This is a genomic window from Acinetobacter sp. GW821-FHT01C12 (assembly GCF_059422625.1).
Genome location: NZ_JBWKXD010000003.1, coordinates 427,676 through 443,719 on the forward strand (window position 1 = coordinate 427,676; position 16,044 = coordinate 443,719).

Below are 16,044 nucleotides of genomic sequence, written 5' to 3' on the forward strand. Positions count from 1 at the left end.
ATACCTTATGTCAACTAACCGTATCATCCAATCTGCGTTATCTCTCTCCATTATCACCGTTATGATGGGAACTGCCTATGCCGCAGAATCACCAGAAAACTCGAATAAAACCAATCCACAGTCTACAGAGTCAACCAAATTAGAGACGATTGTTGTCACTGCAAGTGGCTTTGAGCAAGAGGTGAAACAAGCAGCAGCATCTATTTCAGTTTTAACGCAAGAAGACATTAATAAAAAAGCATATAGAGATATAACGGATGCACTTAAAGATGTTCCTGGGGTCGTCGTCACAGGAGGTGGAAGTTCAAGTGATATTAGTATCCGTGGTATGGGAAGTGCTTATACAGTTTTTTTGATTGATGGCAAGAAGGTGAATACACGTTCAGTTCGACCAAATAGTGATAACTCTGGTATTGAGCAAGGCTGGATGCCAAGTATTGAAAGTATTGAACGCATTGAAGTGATCCGTGGTCCGATGTCAGGCTTATATGGTTCAGATGCCATGGGCGGTGTGATTAATATTATTACTAAAAAAGTCGCAGATACTTGGACAAGCTCGGTTAAATTGGATACGACACTACAAGAAAATAGAGATTCTGGGGATATCCATCAAGCAAACCTATATGTTTCTGGTCCTTTAATCCGTAATTTACTTGGCTTAAAGGCAAATGGAACATTCTCACAACGCAATGAAGATGACATTATTGGTGGCTATAATAAGCAACGTATACGTGCAGGTGGCGCAACACTGAGCTTGACGCCAAGTTCTGAACATACCATTGATTTAGAATATCAGCGATCTATTCAAAACCGTGATCAAACGGTAGGTAAAACAATCGCCAATGTACCTGGGCGCAATGGTAAACTCCCAACAGACTCATATACAGATTATTATCGTACCGAATATAGTTTGACTCATCGTGGTGAAATTGGCGATTTAAAGACACATTCTTATATTCAACGTGAGGAAAATGAAAATCCATCTCGTAGTATGGAAGCAATTAATACAACGTTTAATACTTTAAACCAAATCAATCTGGGTTCTCATGCGTTGAGCTTCGGCGGAAGTTATTTAAAAGAAGAGCTTGAGGATTTTGGCAATCAGTTAGTTATTGGTGGCTCAAAATTAACCAACTTAGATCGCTATAGCTGGGCATTATTTGCTGAGGATGCGTGGAATATTGTAGAGCCATTCACGGTAACGGCTTCATTACGCTATGACAAAGATGAAAAATTTGGTGATCATTTTAGCCCGAAAGTCTATGGCGTTTGGACCTTGAATGATAACTGGATTGTTAAAGGTGGGGTATCAACAGGTTATAAAACTCCGGCATTACGTGCCACTGTTGCAGGCTGGGGACAGGCAACTGGTGGTGGTCAGTCGAGTGGTATGATTGTCGGTAATCCAGATTTAAAACCAGAAACAAGTGTCAATTATGAAGCATCGATTAACTGGGATAATAATGACAATTTAGATGCTGGTTTTACCGTATTTAATAGTGAGTTTAAAGATAAAATTACTGAAATTCGCACCTGTCAAGGAGACTCTGGAACTATGGGATGTTCTTGGTTAGGTCAACAATTCGATTTTGTCAGTCAACGTATCAATGTCGATAAAGCAAATATGCGTGGTATAGAGGCGACTCTGGGTTGGGCAATCACGCCAGATGTTCGTTGGGCAACAAATTATACATTTACGGATACTGAACAAAAGAGTGGTGCATTTAAAGGTAAGCCATTAAATGAAATGCCGAAACATATGTTTAATACAACATTCGATTGGCAAACCAATGATCAAGTTGGGATGTGGAGCCGATTAAATGTAAGAAGTAAAACTTCTGACTATTTAAGCCGTACATCGATGGGGAACGGTAGACCAGCGTATGCAATGATTGATGTTGGTCTAAACTATAAACCTTCCAATGTGTTACAGTTCAATGCTGGTATTTATAACGTATTTGATAAAAGCATAGATACTGCGACTTATAATTATGTATTGGATGGCCGCCGTTATAATTTGGGTCTAATTTATAAATTCTAAAGCTCAATTAAATTGCATTAAATCTGTTTAATCATGAAAAAGGCGCTTTATGCGCCTTTTTCAATATTGAGAATCTTTAAAGTTTCATCTGAATAATAAAATTTTTCCAGATAGAGCCGTGCACGCCATTTTAAGTGTTGAGAAGCAACCATTTGTTGAATAACAGGTTCAAGTAACTGTTGTAATTCATTTTGAATCAATGCTTCGTCAATATTGATATCACTTAAAATTAAATCAAAAGGGCGTTCTTCATTACGTACATACCAAGTCAGTACACCATCATGCACTTGTTTTTTTAAATAATCTGTTTGGCGAATATGTTCCCATATTTCATGACCCATACCTACAGTTTTAGGCAGGTCGTTAATTTCAACATAATTATGCAATACAGCAATCGGTATTTTTTTAATTTTATGCCATAAATTGGCTTGAAAATGATAAAGCTTATTGTCATCAAACTGTTGGTTAATGACTTGTTCACTCAATTGACTAATTTTAATAATATTTTTTTGCAGATAATGCTTAACTGTATCATCTAAATTCGTGTCGGTAACCGATTCTAAAACTGATTTTCCCATCTTCATAAAACGTCCCACACCAGGGACTTTTTTATTCATGACCGAATTATCAATATAGTCTTGGATAGAGTGATGGATTAGTTGGGTTAACATGCTTGAAAAGGCAGGATTATTGACAACACGTTTGATCAAAGCTTGGCGATGTCCCGATTTGCTTGCGACATATTGGGCAATTTTATCAATCGTGGTGACTGGAATAATATCTTCAATTAACGTTTCATCGTTACTTGGATGAATCAAGGCAAAACGAATATGTTCAGCGATTTGCTCGATGAGAAAGTTGTTTGCAGGTGTTGCTAAAATTTGCTTTGACAATAAATCATGAATTTGTGCAAAAGACCAAATTTGTTTTAAAGGCTGTTTTCTAAACCAGTGATAAAATTCAGTAAACTCAATTTTAATCGTATCAGCCTGTGAAAATTCTTGATCTAAAAAGTCAAGTTGGGCTTCGATCAATTGTTCAATAAGTTGATTTTTCATTTTTTGAACTCAATTTGTCCATGTGTTTGATCAGACAATGGGTTTTGCAAAGGTTGTACTTTGTTTAAAAAGCTTAAATAGTAATCCGCAACTCGTTCAGGTGCTTCAAGTAATGGCATGTGCCCAACACGTTGTAGAATAATCGGTGTTTCAGGGCGTTTTAATACCGATTTTAATTCATTTGCAACATCCACATTGACAATCTGATCTTGTTCACCCCAAAGGATCAGGGTGGGTGCTTCAATGTTTTTTAACATCGTGGTAAAAGTTGAAGGGGTATAAAGCCGATTGAGTGCGTCAATTTGATTGATGATTTTGGCTGTGTCTTGAGATTTAGCAATGAATAATTTTTCTTGTTCATCTTTAATTACACGAGCAGTAAAAGGGGGATTAAACATCACCTTTTTCATAACAAAATCTAAATCACCCTTTTGTGTGATTAATAATTGTTTGAGATAGATCGGATTTCTTAAATAATTGGTATTTGTTGATTTAAAAATACCCCCTGTACTCATCAGGAACAAGCTTTTCGTATCAAATGGATACTGTGAAGCATAAAACATTGCAATGGTTCCACCCAATGAATGTCCTGCAATATTTAAATTATCTTGAATATGTGCAGCTTCAATAAAGCGTCTAAGTTGCTCAGTTACATTGGGTACAGATAAATCAAAATTCGCTGGAACCTGAGTACTTCCTGCTGAAGGCAAGTCTGGAATAATTACATGGTAATATGGGGTCAATGACTGTGCGATATCATTCCATGTATCACGGCTGCTGGCTAAACCGTGAATCAGTAAAACAGTTGGCTTATCTTTAGAACCGCCTTCACTATAAGACCAAATAACATCACCCACACGCAATGTTTTAGACGTTAATCCTGCCCAAGCGCGTTCTTCTTGTACAATTTTTAAATAATCCACATATTCTGGTGTGGCAGCAGTTGCATTGTTGTGACTACCTAAAAACAATACACCGATCGCAGTCAAACTTAACAATATGCTGTTTAAAAAATGAAGAATTTTTTTATGGGGCAGTTCAGACATGCAGAGGGTTCCGAGTAAAAGACTAGGCATTATATAAAGTAAAAATATTATTCATGATCATAATTTTTTCAACATTTGCCGAGAAAGTCTTATTTGTAAGTTTTTTGCCATAGTTTCAGTGTTCAACTCAACTAATATAGAGATTATTTTGTATTTTGGTTAAACAATTTTAATTAAACTGTGAATTATATCTATATATTTTTAAAATTTAGGCCATTAACCGCTTCATAACAAAAATTGTAACAGAGTTTATTTTTAGTCAGTGACTTTCACATTTTGCGGCATTAAAATAATCACACTCTCCACACAATGGAACAAAGGACATGCTAACTGCTCAAGAAGCTTTAGAACGATTAAAACAGGGTAATGAACGTTTTGCACATGGTGAAACCAATCTGACTAAATTTTTGACGCATCAGCAACGATCTGAAATGATGGACAGCCAAGAGCCATTTGCCATTATTTTAGGTTGTTCAGACTCTCGTGTTCCAGCAGAAATGGTTTTTGACCAAGGTTTCGGTGATTTATTTGTGATTCGTGTTGCAGGTAATATTGTTGCGCCGTCGCAAGTGGGAAGTGTTGAATTTGCCGCAGATAGTTTTGGCTGTCCCTTGGTTGTTGTTTTAGGTCATAGTCATTGTGGTGCGATTCATTCAACGATTGAAGCGCTGAAGAACCCGAATACACCACCTTCTGCAAATCTTATGTCAATTGTAAATCGTGTTCGTCCTTCAGTTGAAATTTTAATGCAAACTGAGTTGAAAGATGACTTAGAAAAGCTATCAATGCATGCAGTAAAATCAAATGTTTTTGCTTCAGTTAATCAATTACGCCATGGTTCAGCTGTATTAGAAAACTTGATTGCCAAAGGTAAATTAAAAGTCGTTGGTGCTGAATATTCTTTGGAGACGGGTGAAGTTTCTTTTTATGATTTTTAATGTTTGAAATTGCCAACATAAAAAAATCCCACTTAAAGTGGGATTTTTTTATCAGTATAGATTCTTAGAATCTATAACCAATTTTTAAACCATAAGCGATAGCGTTGTTATCTTTAAACTCTGCGACATAACTGTCACCACCTGCTTGAGCACCTGTTTGTGCTTTTGCATCACCTAACCAGAAGTATTTAACACCACCAGCGATAAATGTTGCTGGTGTAGGGCTATATTGAACACCTAAGCCCACATTCCAATAACCTTCTGTTGGACCTAAAGTTGAAACTGGATTACCAGCACCTGAGTCCCAACCTACTGAAACGTTACCTGCCCATTGGTCATTGATTTTACGACCAACACCTGCAGTCACTGTATATTGATCGTCCGAGTATTCAACCAAATTAAATCCATTTGGACGGCCAACTAAACCACCAATCGTTTGAGAAACTTTACCGAATTTTAATGGTTGGATTGAAAAGTCTTTCCAATTTACCCAACGAAGATTCGCAAAAGCGACTGTATTTGCCATGATTCCCGTTTGTAAATCGATGTTAACAGACTGTGGCGTTGTAATCGTCGTTTTACCATTGGCAGCCGCAATTGCTTTTGCCGCAGCAGCGCCAGATTCACCAAGTAATGTCAATGCACCAAGTGTAGGAATCGATTCATTGATATTCACATCATGATCGATTTCAGAACGATAAGTTACTGATGCTTTTAATGCAATTTCTGGAATCTGATACGCAGCACCCGCTAACCAGCCCACACCGCCAGTTTCTTTGATGTTTGCATCATAGCCATTATATAAACTATATGCTTGACCACGCAGACTAACATTCCCTTTAATGGTTTGATAAACACCACCACCATAGAAGTTTAAGTTAGCGATGGGTTGAAAACCAAAAATCATTGAAATATTTTGGGTATCTACTTCAACTTTGGTATTACCTTTACCCAGTGTGTCATTCGCGGCCTTAATGCCTTGATCAACTCTACCTGTAATACCGTTTTTCACTACAGCATCAATACCCGCTTTATAGGTAGCGTCAGTGCTATATTTAGTTAAGGATTGTCGCAGTGCCTCTTGACCAGCTGGTGTGGTTAAGTCAACACCTTGTCCTTGTAATACTAAGCCAACACGTTGTTGTGAATTCATTCCAGCAAATGTAGAGTCGATTGTACTATTACGAAGTGCAGTTAATCTTTCTGGAGGTAATACGGTATCGTGATCAGTTGAAACGAAAGCGTTTTGACCTGAATATGCTGCATCTGCGCCAAAGGGTTGGTCATATAAAAGACCAAATGAAACTTGATCTGTTAGTTGTAATTTAATAGCAGCAGATGGAAAATAATAATCATCTCCCATATCATTGATTTCACGATATGGTTTAGGCGTATCTCCTGCTTCTCGACCTTCAACAGTTGGATCTAAAACTGAAATACCAGCTTCAAAATAATTATTAGGTTGAAGGAATGCCGAAATAGATTGGCCTGAGCGATCCATTGCTGCGGCAAAAACACCAGTCATTGGCAAACTTGCAGCAATTATCGCGATTGATAAATGTTTTAATTTCATTTTAATTTTTCCCTAATATAATAAAATGAATACTTTGAAGTACTTAAGTTTTGAATGAGAAATAATTTTGATACTTAAATATACAACTCAAAGTTACTTCTATTTACAAAATAACATATAAAAAATAAGAGTAAATACTCTAGAGGGTGAATTAGTAAAAAAAAAATGAACTATGTAGTTTAGTTTGCAGAGAGAGAATTTAGAAAAAAATATAAAGATGAGATTATTTATAGAGATATTGAAAAAAATTAAACTGAAAATAATAAAATATAGATATTGGGGGGACTTGATGGGATGCGTAAAATATAACCAGATGGTCAAAATAAAGCTGAGTTTATTCGGCAATAGAAGTGGCTCAATATTAAATTTTTGTAAAGAGAGAAATTCATTTTTTATTCTTGTTCAATTGTGCGCCCTGCGGGACTTGAACCCACGTCTGTCGCTTAGGAGGCAACTGCTCTATCCAGTTAAGCTAAGGGCACAATAAGCAAATAATTTACCGTATATGCATATGAAAAAAAAGCTATTATCGAAATAATAGCTTTGTGTTAGATTTATTTTTCTTCAGTCTTTATTTCATTTGGATTTAAAATATCAAACAGGACTAACATCAAGGTAATCCATACAGGAATCATCAACACGGATTCTTTAAATCCTTGATCCCACATGATATATAAAACAATACCAATAAAAATAATCACCACAAAATTACTAACAGGCGCCCAAAGTGCAGGGTATTTACTGGTTTGATTGGTCAAACGTAGAGCACGCTTAAACTTCAAATGCGTGAGTGTAATCATTAACCAGTTTAAAACTAAAGCACCAACCACCACATACATCAAATGACTTAAAGCATCTTCTGGTAAATAATAATTTAAAGGTACACAACCCAAAATTAAAAATGCAGAAAGTAATACTGATGGAATTGGTACACCATGCTTATTGGTTTTGGTAAAAATTTTAGGTGCATTGCCTTGTTTTGCTAAGCCATAAAGCATACGGCTATTGGCATACATCCCACTGTTATAAACAGATAATGCAGCAGTTAAGATAATAAAGTTAACCAGATGAGCTGCCCATGCAATCCCAATCATACTAAAGACCATAACGAATGGACTTTTATCTAAACCACCAAAATTTAACTGGTTCCAAGGCACCAAAGACAACAGAATAATCATCGAACCTACGTAAAAAATAAGAATACGTGGCACAACTTGATTAATCGCTTTAGGAATGGTTTTTTCTGGGTCTTTGGCTTCGGCCGCGGCCATACCAACTAATTCAATACCGCCAAAACCAAACATAAGGAAAGCCAGCATATAGAATAAGCCGTCAAATCCATTTGGAAAAAAGCCACCATGAGACCATAAGTTTGAAAAAGCGATCCCCGAACTTACATCTGCGGTAAGAACCAAATAAATACCAAATACAATCATTGCAACAATAGCAGTGACTTTAATGATGGATAACCAAAATTCGGATTCACCGTAAAATTTCACATTTCCTAAGTTGACCAGTGTAATCACAACGAAGAAAAACAGTACAGACACCCAGTTTGGAATTTCAGGCCACCAATAATTGATGTATTTGCCGACCGCAGTTAATTCTGTCATTGCAACTAGGATGTACAACATCCAATAGTTCCAACCAGTTAAAAAACCAGGAAATTTACCCCAATATTTATTGGCAAAATGGCTAAAAGAACCAGCCACGGGTTCATGTACTATCATTTCCCCAAGCTGACGCATAATTAAAAAAACGATCAAACCACCAATGGCATAACCCAAAATAATGGATGGCCCAGCTTTTTCGATCACATGTGCTGAACCTAAGAATAATCCTGTACCAATTGCACCGCCCATGGCAATCAATTGGATATGACGATTCTTAAGCCCACGCTGTAATTGTGTAGACTCGTTGCTCAATGTGTACAACTCTGTTTATGCGAATTTAATTATTGTAATAGATTGGTTACTTTTAGCCTAGTATGCGATAGATGTATGGAATGGAACTGTGAAGTCAAAAAATAATACATTTAATTTTTTTATTCATTTTCAATGAAATAAGCTTAATTATAAATTTTAACAGCAAGCTGAATCTGTCTAATATTTAAGCTTTATGACAAGATTTATTTAATACTTAAGTCAATCCGTCAGTATTTTACTCAAAAAAAGGGTAGTATAAAACTGAATGAAGATTCATTATTTGATACAACAAAGAGAATTGAAAGGAATACGATAAAATGAGCGCTGCACCTCAAATCAAAATCCCAGCAACCTATATGCGTGGTGGTACCAGTAAAGGTGTCTTCTTTAAACTCGATGATTTGCCTGAACGTTCACAAATAGCAGGACAAGCCCGTGATCAGTTATTACTCCGTGTGATCGGTAGTCCAGATCCTTATGGAAAACAGATTGATGGGATGGGCGGGGCGACTTCAAGTACCAGTAAAACAGTTATTTTAGCCAAGAGTTCACAACCAAATCATGATGTTGACTATCTGTTTGGGCAAGTGTCTATTGATAAAGCATTTGTAGACTGGAGTGGCAACTGCGGTAATTTAACAGCTGCTGTCGGTTCATTTGCAATCAGTAATGGTTTGGTTGCAGCTGATCGGATTCCGGAAAATGGTATTTGTACAGTTCGTATTTGGCAAGCCAATATTCATAAAACAATTATTGCCCATGTGCCTATTACTCAGGGACAAGTTCAAGAAACGGGTGATTTTGAATTGGATGGTGTCACTTTTCCAGCGGCAGAAGTCCAAATTGAATTTTTAGATCCTGCTGATGACGGGGAAGATGGTGGAGCAATGTTCCCTACAGGAAATGTTGTAGACAACTTAGAGGTTCCTGAAATTGGTACATTTCAAGCAACTTTGATCAATGCAGGTATTCCTACAATTTTCTTAAATGCCGAAGAGATTGGATACAAAGGAACTGAATTACAAGACGATATTAATAGTGATGTAGCAGCATTAGCGCGTTTTGAAAAAATCCGTGCTTATGGTGCGGTAAAAATGGGTTTAATCCGAGACATTAGTGAAGCGGCTAATCGTCAACATACCCCAAAAGTGGCATTTGTATCCAAACCTAAAAGCTATACCTCTTCTAGTGGTAAACAAGTGAGTGAAACCGATACAGATTTATTGGTGCGTGCATTATCAATGGGTAAATTACATCATGCCATGATGGGAACAGCTGCGGTCGCGATTGGAACAGCTGCAGCAATTCCAAATACCTTGGTGAATTTGGCTGCTGGAGGCGGTGAACGGGAAGCGGTACGCTTTGGACATCCATCTGGAACACTTCGTGTGGGTGCACAAGCGCTAAATGAAAAAGGACAATGGGTTGTTAAGAAAGCCATCATGAGTCGTAGTGCACGTGTATTGATGGAGGGCTGGGTTCGAGTGCCAGCAGATAGTTTTTAATCTTTTTGATGTGCTTTCAAATAGCATTTTAAATGATTTGATCGTTGAAATTTTTAGAACCTTGCATTCGCAAGGTTTATTTTTTTGTGATTTATATCAATAAAAGTACTAATTTTGTATTGTGTATGGCAAAATAGTTACAGTATTTTATCATACTTACTTTATTTGATAGCAATTTTGATAATTTGCTGTTGTAAAAATTAATACATTGAATGCTGATTTCAATAGATTAAAAATTTATTGGCTTCGAGGTGGCGTATGGAACAAGAGTCTAAAAAACTACGAGATAGCCTTGAAGACATCAATGTTTTTGAATATTTACAAGATATCGATAAATTGCATCTGGTTTCTTTTATTTCACAAATTCCTTTACCCATCGCTTTATTTGATCAGGAAGCGCGGTTTTTAGGGGTAAATCAAAAATTTGCTGATATTTATGAAAGTGATGCGCTGTACTTGTTTGATAAGTTACTCAATACATTTTCGACCGTTGTTTATGCACATTTTAATGAGGCAATGCGTTATTTCTCAAAAAATAAGAATTATTTTGAACAAGAATTCTACGTCAAAGGAAAATTTTACCTTTCTTATTTTAAAGCAATACGTAACCAGTATGATGAGATTGAAACAGTCGTAGTCGTATGCTCGGATATAACGCGTTTGAAGCGTCGTGAAAATGTGCTTTTGCAAAATAATAAAAAATTGCACGATCATCTCTATTTAGATTTTGTCACAGGTTTGCAGAATGCTTTTGCTTTTGAGCATTACTTAAATAAAGTCTGGCAAAAAAGTCGTGACTCGCATTTGTCTTTTCTTAAAATTGATTTGGATAATTTTAAACGATTTAATCAACTCAATAGCTATACTGCAGGTGATGAGGTTCTAATACAGCTCGGTTCTGTATTAAATGAAGCGATTGCTCAAACTGAAGAAGCAGAAATTTTTCGCTTAAATTCAGCAAGCTTTGTTATTGTGATTGAACATCTGACCGAGTGGGCAGTGGTGACGCTTGCGGAACGGCTTAAATTTGCAGTCACCAATGAAAAGATATTGTTTGGTAGTAATAATGAATATCTTACTGCATCTATCGGAATTTATCATTTAGATCCACACAATCAGCCAACTGAGGTGGATGTCTTACAAAAATTAGAGTTTGCAGTACGTTCTGCCAAAGAAAAAGGCCGAAACTCACTGTTTTTATTAAAAAATGAAATATAGATGCCTTGCACTTATTCAAATGATTGCATTGGAATTAAAGGATGAGAATTATAGTGACTCATAGTAGAATGTTCTGACTCACCCAATTTACCAATGTATCTAAAACTACTGATTTTAGTTTTAGCGATTCGTACAAACCGAGGCAGATGTGACTTCTATTCCCAATGTTAATGCAGAAATTTTAAAACGAGCGCAAGTGCAAATTCAGCAAGATTTACAAGCTGCTTTAGATGCTTTTTCATTGCCAGAGCCATTAAAATCTGCAGTGCATCATACGGTGATGTTAGGTGGAAAACGAGTTAGACCTGCTTTAAGTTATGCAACTGCACAATTAAAACAAAATAATCCGAATTTTGCAGCCGTGCGTAGAGCTGCGGTTGCGATTGAGTTTATTCATTGCTATTCATTGGCACATGATGACTTGCCATGTATGGACAATGACTTGTTACGTCGCGGTCAGCCAACCTGTCATGTGGCTTTTGGTGAAGATACAGCGCTATTAGCTGGTGATATTTTGCAATCGATGGCATTTGAGGTATTAGGAAGCCGTCTATTCGATCAGGGTCAAGCTGTTGAACAGGGTATTATTCTTAAACAGATGCAAATTTTAGCCACAGCAAGTTCAAAAATGGTATGTGGTCAGGTTTTAGATTTACAGGCTGAAGGCAAACATGTTGATCAAGCACAGTTAGAAAATATCCATCGCAATAAAACAGGGGCTTTAATCCAAGCTGCAATTATGTTGTCTGCAGTGACAGTTTTTTCGGGTACAGATCAAGCCATTCCACAATTGCGTCAATATGGTCAAGCGATTGGTTTAGCATTTCAAGTGCAAGATGATATTTTAGATGTGGTGTCTGATACTGAATCTTTGGGCAAAACTGCGGGCAAAGACCAACAAGTAGATAAGTCAACCTATCCTGCCTTAATGGGCTTAGAAAATGCCAAAATTTATGCGCAACAATTACATGACCAGGCATTTAAAGCTTTAGCGTATTTTGGTGAGGATGCACAGGAATTGAACCAAATTTCGCAATTTTTGTTGGCAAGAAAAAGTTAATTTAATTGAGATCAAATATTTTTTTCATGATGAATGTCACTGAGTCAATTTCTGTCTCGGGAATATAAATTTCAACATCACTGGAATTATTCCATCTGAACGAATTAACCAACAGCTTTAGAGTTAATCGTCCATTCTCAAATGAATATTCGATGTCTCTGGTTTCAAATCCATATATTTGATCAGTATATTCAATATAAATACTGTTTGGACATTCTAGTTCATCCCGACATAGTGCTATATCTCGGTGGGTCATCCTCAAACCAAAAGGTAATAGAGCAAAGCCCATCATCTTCAAAATCTTCATCTATCTGTAGTTTATATAATTTCATTTTAATATCGATCTTTAAATCTCGAATGCTGATGCAAAGAGTGAATTTTAAGTAGCGCGAAATTTAACTATAGATGACGGAAAAACGGACAATTGTTCAGCCTTAAAACTTAAGCGGGATTTTTAAAAATAAAAAATAGGCAACCGATCGGCTGCCTATTTTTGAACGTTTTTAAAATTGCAAAAATTAGTTTCTACCCATCACACCACGAATAGTATTCATAATATCTGCTGGGAGCACAACAGTTTTGGCATTATTTGATTTGGCCATGTCTTGCATTGCTTTGACATATTGCTCACCGAGTAAGTAGGCAACAGGGATTTCTTTATCACCCACAGCAGAGGTCACCATTTCAATGGCACGCTGTGAAGATTCAGCCAATACAACCTGAGCTTCCGCATCACGGCGAGAGGCTTCTAAACGTCCATCCGCTTCTAAAATAGCAGCCTGTTTTTCACCATCTGCTTTGGTCACAGTTGCACGACGTTGACGTTCCGCAGCAGCTTGGGCTTCCATCGCTGATTGCATGGTGTGTGATGGTTGAATGTCTTGAATTTCCACGGTTTTTAGTGTGATACCCCAGTCTGAGATATCATCAGAAATCGCCGCTTTTAATTTTGCTTTGATATGATCACGTGATGACAATGCATCATCTAGATCCATTTCACCGACGATTGAACGGAGTGAAGTTTGTACCAAATTTTGAATTGCCCAAGTGTAGTTTTCAATACCATACACCGCTTTTTCTGGTGTGGTTAAATTGATATAAGCCACAGCATTCATCACCAATACCGCGTTATCACGGGTGATGACTTCTTGTGATGGGATATCTAAAACAATATCTTTGGTGGTGACTTTATAAGCCACTTCATCCACATAAGGAATGACGAAGTTTAAACCTGGACTTAGTGTGGTGTGATATTTACCTAAACGTTGTACGATCCATTTATAACCCTGAGGAACAATACGTACGCCTTTGAAAATGGTCACAGCCACAAACAGAAATAAGACTAAAACAACAATAGAACCAAAACCCATTTAATTTTCCTCTTTATTCTTCATTATTAAGATGATGAATGTAGTTGTACCACTAAATCATTACCTAAAATATCAGTCACACGTACACGGTCACCTACTTGTACAGGTGATAAAGTACGGCAATTCCATTCATCAGAACCCAAAACAGGCATTGGAAAACGAACACGAATTTGATCATGGCTGAGCCCAATTTGAATGACCATACCCGTTTGACCAATGGTTGCTTCACGAGAAAGCCCAGCTTTGGTTTTATCTACAGATAGAGGTTTAATGAATTTAAACCACGCCACAGTACAAATGATGGATAAGATAATCCAGCATACGACTTGCAGGGTGAAACTCATACTTGGAAATAACCACAACAAAATACTGACCACAACTGCAGCGATACCAAACCATAAAGCAGCAAACGCTGGTAGCACCAGTTCAGATAGAATCAGCAATATGCCAAGTACAAACCAATGCCACGGTTCAAAAATAAAGTTCATACATCTACTCTAGTGATTATCATTGATATAGATGACGGATCATCTATATCAATGTAGCAGATCATTTAAGTGATGCATATAAAAACGTGATTATTCTCGTTTTCAATCATGCTTGATGATATGAACCCTATTGCGCTATTAAAATTTTGCTCGTGGTGCAGGTTTTAATGCAGCAGGTGTTTTCTTAAAGTTATTGATTGCGGTTTGAATGGCGATGATTTTGCCTTGGGCTGCTTTTTCACCTTCTAAAATCGCTTGGTTACTGGACTTAAGATCGAGTGTACCTAAGTGCCCAACTTTAGGTTGAATCACGATATTAGCCTGAGCCAACTCATTGTTAATACTTTGTTGTCCCATGATATTAATGGTTTGATCCAATAAGCCCCACATATTCATCGGTTGACTACCACTTGGACGTGCAGAAATATCGACTGCAATCACGATATCTGCCCCCATATCACGTGCAGTCTGTACTGGAATTGGGCTAACTAAACCGCCATCAACATATTTGGTATTGCCAATGGTTGCGGGTACAAAGACATTGGGAATGCTGCAAGAAGCGCGAACTGCTTGTCCTGCATTCCCTTTAATAAATTCTGCTTTTTTACCATTGTCTAAGCGTGTGGCAACTGCTGCAAAACGGATTGGAAATTGTTCAATCGGTTTATTGGCAACATTGCGATTGACATAATCTTGTAGTTTTTGACCAAGAACAATACCTTGGCTATTTAAGGTTAAATCACGCAGATCAGATTCTTTTAGTTGCTGTGCAATTTGCTGCATTTGATAGGGTGTTTTACCGCTGGCATAGATACTGCCGACAAAACTTCCAGCACTGGTTCCAGTCACAATTTTAGGTTTGATTCCATGGGATTCTAAAACCTTGAGTACACCAATATGAGCGAAACCTTTTGCACCACCGCCACCTAAAGCAATCGCAATAACAGGCTCACGTGCTTTAATTGCCGTGGTCTGAGTTGGTGTTTTGGTGGTTTTGTCACAGCCAACAAGGGCTAGACCCAATAAGCCTATAAAACCGAGTTGTTTAAAACGCATGGGGGTATTACTTTTGATCAAAATATATGTTGCACATCTGAACAGATTGTCTCTGTTTTTTCTAGCCATTTTTCAATAGTTTTTGTAAAGGAATCGATAATAATTTAGGCCTTTTAGGTGAAAAGTTACCTTTAAAACGCGATAAAATTTCTGCTAAATCTTGCTCATAATCTCCAGTAGGTTGCAATGTGCCCAAACAGTGAATGCGCTTTTTCTCGTAATCGAGCGAAAAAATTGCAATCGGTATATTGGCACCCATTGCAATATGATAAAAACCACTTTTAATTTTTTCAGCTTTTTTCCGGGTACCTTCAGGTGCGATTGCAATCCAAATTTTATCTTGTTGTTGTATAACCTTAACAATCTGTTGAGTCAGTCCATGCGGTGAATCTCGATGCACAGGAATCACGCCAATCCATTCAAAAAGTGCTTTGAGTGGTGGTTTAAACAAGCTATCTTTGCCAAAAATTGTGACTTTAACACCAATACCTAACATGGCGAGGAAAGCATATAAACCATCATAATTTGAAGTATGTGGTGCAATAAATACCACTGCTTTGGGTAAGTTGGGAAATTCACCTTCAAATCCCCAGCCTTGAACTAAGTAAAGGTTTTTAAAGATGTTACGACTGGTGCTTGTACCACGTTGGGGTACTTGATCTGGTATGATCGGAAAGTTTTGTGACATTGTATTTTTATATGACTGCTCTTGTATTGATTTTAGTTTTTGCTTAATAGTAACTATCTGCAAAATGCAAATATTACA

At 37.1% G+C, this 16,044-nt stretch carries 13 protein-coding genes and 1 tRNA gene; 5 read left to right on the top strand and 9 right to left on the bottom strand.

Translation table 11 applies throughout. The annotated features are described in order from the left end of the window. Positions 1-7: 7 nt before the first annotated feature. Complete coding sequence (locus AC07WY_RS11195) at positions 8-2,041, top strand: ligand-gated channel protein (protein WP_494736378.1); 2,034 nt, start codon at positions 8-10, stop codon at positions 2,039-2,041. 47 nt (positions 2,042-2,088) lie between these two features. On the opposite strand, the gene AC07WY_RS11200 is transcribed toward AC07WY_RS11195, so the two are convergent. Further along, positions 2,089-3,099: a hypothetical protein gene (locus AC07WY_RS11200; protein ID WP_494736379.1), complete on the bottom strand. Its 1,011-nt coding sequence runs from the start codon at positions 3,097-3,099 to the stop codon at positions 2,089-2,091. Continuing rightward, complete coding sequence (locus AC07WY_RS11205) at positions 3,096-4,145, bottom strand: alpha/beta fold hydrolase (RefSeq protein WP_494736380.1); 1,050 nt, start codon at positions 4,143-4,145, stop codon at positions 3,096-3,098. The genes AC07WY_RS11200 and AC07WY_RS11205 overlap by 4 nt, the downstream gene beginning before the upstream one ends. Before the next feature lie 323 nt (positions 4,146-4,468). On the opposite strand from AC07WY_RS11205, the gene AC07WY_RS11210 reads away from it, so the two are divergent. After that, entirely contained in the window at positions 4,469-5,083 is a 615-nt protein-coding gene (locus tag AC07WY_RS11210; protein WP_004722639.1) for a carbonic anhydrase, read from the top strand. Between the two features lie 64 nt (positions 5,084-5,147). On the opposite strand, the gene AC07WY_RS11215 is transcribed toward AC07WY_RS11210, so the two are convergent. The 3 genes from AC07WY_RS11215 to AC07WY_RS11225 all read right to left on the bottom strand — a co-directional run bounded on the left by AC07WY_RS11215 (position 5,148) and on the right by AC07WY_RS11225 (position 8,581). Next, positions 5,148-6,656 (bottom strand): long-chain fatty acid transporter, encoded by a 1,509-nt coding sequence (locus AC07WY_RS11215; protein WP_262085230.1) that lies wholly within the window; start codon positions 6,654-6,656, stop codon positions 5,148-5,150. 409 nt (positions 6,657-7,065) lie between these two features. Continuing rightward, positions 7,066-7,138, bottom strand: a tRNA-Arg gene (locus AC07WY_RS11220). Positions 7,139-7,210: 72 nt separating this feature from the next. Further along, positions 7,211-8,581: an amino acid permease gene (locus tag AC07WY_RS11225; protein ID WP_034616126.1), complete on the bottom strand. Its 1,371-nt coding sequence runs from the start codon at positions 8,579-8,581 to the stop codon at positions 7,211-7,213. 317 nt (positions 8,582-8,898) lie between these two features. Here AC07WY_RS11225 and prpF point away from each other — a divergent pair, with 317 nt between their 5' ends. The 3 genes from prpF (at position 8,899) to AC07WY_RS11240 (ending at position 12,364) form a co-directional block, all read left to right on the top strand. Beyond that, positions 8,899-10,086, top strand: coding sequence for a 2-methylaconitate cis-trans isomerase PrpF (prpF, locus tag AC07WY_RS11230; RefSeq protein ID WP_494736381.1), 1,188 nt, complete (start codon positions 8,899-8,901; stop codon positions 10,084-10,086). Positions 10,087-10,344: 258 nt separating this feature from the next. Next, a complete protein-coding gene (locus AC07WY_RS11235) occupies positions 10,345-11,304 on the top strand; it encodes a sensor domain-containing diguanylate cyclase (protein ID WP_262085232.1) in 960 nt (319 codons plus the stop codon). 148 nt (positions 11,305-11,452) lie between these two features. Then, a complete protein-coding gene (locus AC07WY_RS11240) occupies positions 11,453-12,364 on the top strand; it encodes a polyprenyl synthetase family protein (protein WP_004819495.1) in 912 nt (303 codons plus the stop codon). A gap of 518 nt (positions 12,365-12,882) precedes the next feature. Here AC07WY_RS11240 and AC07WY_RS11245 read toward each other — a convergent pair. From AC07WY_RS11245 to AC07WY_RS11260, 4 genes are all read right to left on the bottom strand, one after another. Further along, complete coding sequence (locus AC07WY_RS11245; RefSeq protein ID WP_004722624.1) at positions 12,883-13,734, bottom strand: SPFH domain-containing protein; 852 nt, start codon at positions 13,732-13,734, stop codon at positions 12,883-12,885. Positions 13,735-13,760: 26 nt separating this feature from the next. Further along, positions 13,761-14,222, bottom strand: a complete 462-nt coding sequence (locus AC07WY_RS11250; protein WP_004819499.1) for an NfeD family protein — start codon at positions 14,220-14,222, stop codon at positions 13,761-13,763. A gap of 138 nt (positions 14,223-14,360) precedes the next feature. Further along, positions 14,361-15,278 carry a patatin-like phospholipase family protein gene (locus AC07WY_RS11255; protein WP_004819500.1) on the bottom strand — a complete coding sequence of 306 codons (918 nt, stop codon included), beginning with the start codon at positions 15,276-15,278 and terminating at the stop codon, positions 14,361-14,363. Positions 15,279-15,339: 61 nt separating this feature from the next. Further along, positions 15,340-15,966, bottom strand: a complete 627-nt coding sequence (locus AC07WY_RS11260) for a 1-acyl-sn-glycerol-3-phosphate acyltransferase (protein ID WP_034616143.1) — start codon at positions 15,964-15,966, stop codon at positions 15,340-15,342. Positions 15,967-16,044: the final 78 nt, after the last annotated feature.

Bases quoted from the DNA above. Each gene is read 5' to 3' on its own strand.
- AC07WY_RS11195 (WP_494736378.1), top strand. From the start codon at position 8: ATGTCAACTAACCGTATCATCCAATCTGCGTTATCTCTCTCCATTATC.
- AC07WY_RS11200 (WP_494736379.1), bottom strand. From the start codon at position 3,099: ATGAAAAATCAACTTATTGAACAATTGATCGAAGCCCAACTTGACTTT.
- AC07WY_RS11205 (WP_494736380.1), bottom strand. From the start codon at position 4,145: ATGTCTGAACTGCCCCATAAAAAAATTCTTCATTTTTTAAACAGCATA.
- AC07WY_RS11210 (WP_004722639.1), top strand. From the start codon at position 4,469: ATGCTAACTGCTCAAGAAGCTTTAGAACGATTAAAACAGGGTAATGAA.
- AC07WY_RS11215 (WP_262085230.1), bottom strand. From the start codon at position 6,656: ATGAAATTAAAACATTTATCAATCGCGATAATTGCTGCAAGTTTGCCA.
- prpF (WP_494736381.1), top strand. From the start codon at position 8,899: ATGAGCGCTGCACCTCAAATCAAAATCCCAGCAACCTATATGCGTGGT.
- AC07WY_RS11235 (WP_262085232.1), top strand. From the start codon at position 10,345: ATGGAACAAGAGTCTAAAAAACTACGAGATAGCCTTGAAGACATCAAT.
- AC07WY_RS11245 (WP_004722624.1), bottom strand. From the start codon at position 13,734: ATGGGTTTTGGTTCTATTGTTGTTTTAGTCTTATTTCTGTTTGTGGCT.
- AC07WY_RS11250 (WP_004819499.1), bottom strand. From the start codon at position 14,222: ATGAACTTTATTTTTGAACCGTGGCATTGGTTTGTACTTGGCATATTG.
- AC07WY_RS11255 (WP_004819500.1), bottom strand. From the start codon at position 15,278: ATGCGTTTTAAACAACTCGGTTTTATAGGCTTATTGGGTCTAGCCCTT.
- AC07WY_RS11260 (WP_034616143.1), bottom strand. From the start codon at position 15,966: ATGTCACAAAACTTTCCGATCATACCAGATCAAGTACCCCAACGTGGT.